Raw genomic sequence first — 2,851 nt, forward strand, 5'->3', positions numbered from 1 at the left:
ACGCGTGCGGAACAACGGATCTTCGAGAAGTAATGAGCGAAAGCTACTGCACTGGAGACGAATACGAAACGCGAGCAGGGTGGACCTGCGCCCGCGGTGAAACCTACTGCCCGATATGCGCCGACGTACGCACTCAAACCTGGGGCGAACATCTACAAACCAACGAAATCGAAAGGCTGGAGCGCTGACTGACCTCGACACTATGCCGAAGCGCGCTTACCTCCCGACTCATCTGCGTGTTTGAACCCATCAGTGGCCCAGCGATCAGCCCGCCGAATCGTGCGTGCCGCATCCACCACCTCACTTGATGAAACTCATCAACGCACAACTTGATACTGCCCAAACCCGATACGTAACAACTTCACCGAAAGGACATTCAGTGTTCGGAATTCGACACTCAACCAAACCGATCCGCCATGTAGCGACGTCCTTCGTGGCCGGCGCCTTCGCAGGCATCCTTGCGTTGGCGATCAGCGGTTGCGAGTTCAATGCGCCCATCGCCGCTGACCCGGGCATCGTGAATCCTGTAGGAGCAGAGGTCGAACCGAGCGCACTCAACGCCACGAGCGACGGGTCAGCACCTCGGAATTGGCAGCTGACCGGCACAGAACTCGACCGCGCGACGACTCTTCTCGAAACGCTTCCTGTGAAGGGGCGCGCACCCAAGACGGGCTATTCCCGTGATCAGTTCGGGGTCGCATGGACAGATGATGTTGACGTCGAATTTGGCCACAATGGTTGTGACACAAGAAATGACGTCTTGACCCGTGATCTTGCGAACGTCGCATTCAAGAACGGCGAAAAGCAATGCACAGTGCTCTCCGGGGTACTCCATGACCCGTACACTGCGACGACGATCAACTTCCAACGCGGGCAGACAACATCCTCCGCCGTGCAGATCGACCACGTGGTCGCACTCAGCAACTCTTGGCAGGTCGGTGCTCAGAAACTCACCGAGCGTGAACGACGCAATCTCGCGAACGACCCCCGCAACCTCCTCGCCGTCGACGGGCCGGCAAACCAGAAGAAAAGTGACGGCGACGCCGCGACCTGGCTCCCACCCAACAAGGACTTCCGCTGCCGGTACGTCGCCACGCAGGTCGACGTGAAGTCCACCTACAACCTGTGGGTCACCCAGGCAGAGAAGGATGCCATCAACCGCGTACTGAGCACCTGTGCAACAAGCGAGCCCACGCCGTTCCTGGGATCGACCGGATCGTAACGGCACACTGTTTTCGTTGCATCATTGTGGTGGTCGCTGGCGCATGGTGAGTAATTCGGCGAGTTCGTTGACCGGCTCCCAGATCACTGGTTGAGGCACCTCCGGGGCGCTCTGCCACCGCATTCCGCCGGAGATCCAGCGTTCACGCCACTGTTCATGCGTGCTCGATTGCCTGCTGTGGCGGTGCTGGTCGGCGCCGGGGGCCGCGTCGAACGTGAACGCGCACGCTGGACACCTCTCGCCGGAACCCGAACCATCTCGGGCATAGGGCCGCTCGCGTAATCCAGGGTATCCACAGACTTGGCACCGATAAGTTCTGGTGGTGGAGGGGATGATGTCGACGACGACGCCCTTGCTGCTGAACTTGGTGGGGTAGTCGTCCTCAAGGCGGTTGAGTGCGGTCCACTCCACGCCGGGCTCGATCTGGTGAAACCGGAAGGTTCCGCAATTGCTGTTGACGAAGATCATGCAGCGAACGGGGGTGGGTTCGGGCAGATCGTAGACAAGCTGAGCGAATTCGCGGGCGAACGCGATGCCTTGCTCGAGCAACGCGCGTTGATCGGATCTGGTGATGAACGGTCCCATCGACTCGACCGGAAGGCCGGAGGGAAGGAAGTCTTCAGCGACGGCATTCGGGGCGCGCAGTGGCACATAGTCTTCGAGGTGGAATGAACTGTCGTTGCATTCCCACCCGGTGTAGTCGAAGAAGTTCGCCGGAGGACTCGCGTCGTCGGCACGTGAGTCCGCCCAGACCAGGAGCTTTCCGCGGCGTTCTATTCCGCGATTCAACTTCGCCCTGAGCTGCGGTGTGAGGCCGTCGGTGGGGTCGATCGTGGAGAACCCGACGCCGAGACCGAGGAATGCTGCGGCGTTGTCGGTGATCCGGATAGTGAGCATGTGCTCATGCTTCCAGTGGCCGCGGACTTCCGCTGGCAGGTGATCCTGTGGTGCGGCGCACGCCGGGCCGAGCGCACTTGGGGTGAGCGTTACGGTCTGACGATGACTCCGATTGAAATCGACCTTCCGGATCCGGCTGCAGCACATCGGATGCTCGCGGGATGGGCGGCAGCGTACGCGGCAGTTTTCTCCTTCTCTGACCTCCATTCGACCTTCACCATCGAAAACAATCGAGTCACCTACCGTGACGGCGGCGGATCACACTTCGACTTCATTTCGCTTTCGGGCGGCCGTGCTGCGATCTTCGGTTTCGATCGGCACGACCCTGATCCTGTTTTGGAGGGCGGCCGCGCCGTCTTGTGCGATCACGGTGCCGAACCCTGGTGGCTCGACACCGCAAGCAACGACGAAATCCTGAACTTCGCCTACGGATACGAGTCCGGGAGGTGGAGAGCTGTTGGCCATGATCCGACACGCGTTGTGCCTTTCGTCCTTGCACCGGGTTCGTCCGGGGAGCCGAATTCAGCACTCTCCTCCCTCGCGGACTTCCTCGAGCAGGCTTCGGAAGACCTTCTCGGGCAACCGGTACGCGGAGATGACACAGCCCTCCGCGCGCTGCTCAATGCTGGATCGGACCTCGACGAGCTGACTCTGCGCTCAGCGCTGGTGGGGGAGTACGAGTACCTGCGGGATGGGCTCGAAGCGGCAGCTCTGTTTCGGCTCCACGACGCT

The 2,851-nt window shown here is 60.8% G+C and carries 3 protein-coding genes; 2 read left to right on the top strand and 1 reads right to left on the bottom strand.

Features of this window, described 5'->3' with window-relative positions; genetic code table 11:
• Positions 1–379 precede the first annotated feature (379 nt).
• Positions 380–1,222: an HNH endonuclease family protein gene (locus A2J01_RS05045; RefSeq protein WP_231915705.1), complete on the top strand. Its 843-nt coding sequence runs from the start codon at positions 380–382 to the stop codon at positions 1,220–1,222.
• 21 nt (positions 1,223–1,243) lie between these two features.
• On the opposite strand, the gene A2J01_RS34945 is transcribed toward A2J01_RS05045, so the two are convergent.
• Positions 1,244–2,119: a hypothetical protein gene (locus tag A2J01_RS34945; RefSeq protein ID WP_082900796.1), complete on the bottom strand. Its 876-nt coding sequence runs from the start codon at positions 2,117–2,119 to the stop codon at positions 1,244–1,246.
• A 6-nt stretch (positions 2,120–2,125) separates the two neighbouring features.
• Between A2J01_RS34945 and A2J01_RS05055 the strand changes: the two genes are divergently transcribed.
• Positions 2,126–2,851, top strand: a 726-nt coding sequence (locus tag A2J01_RS05055; protein ID WP_156519172.1) for a hypothetical protein, incomplete at its 3' end; no start/stop codon positions are given.

The organism is Rhodococcus sp. EPR-134 (genome assembly GCF_001647205.1).
Lineage (GTDB): Bacteria > Actinomycetota > Actinomycetes > Mycobacteriales > Mycobacteriaceae > Rhodococcus_F > Rhodococcus_F qingshengii.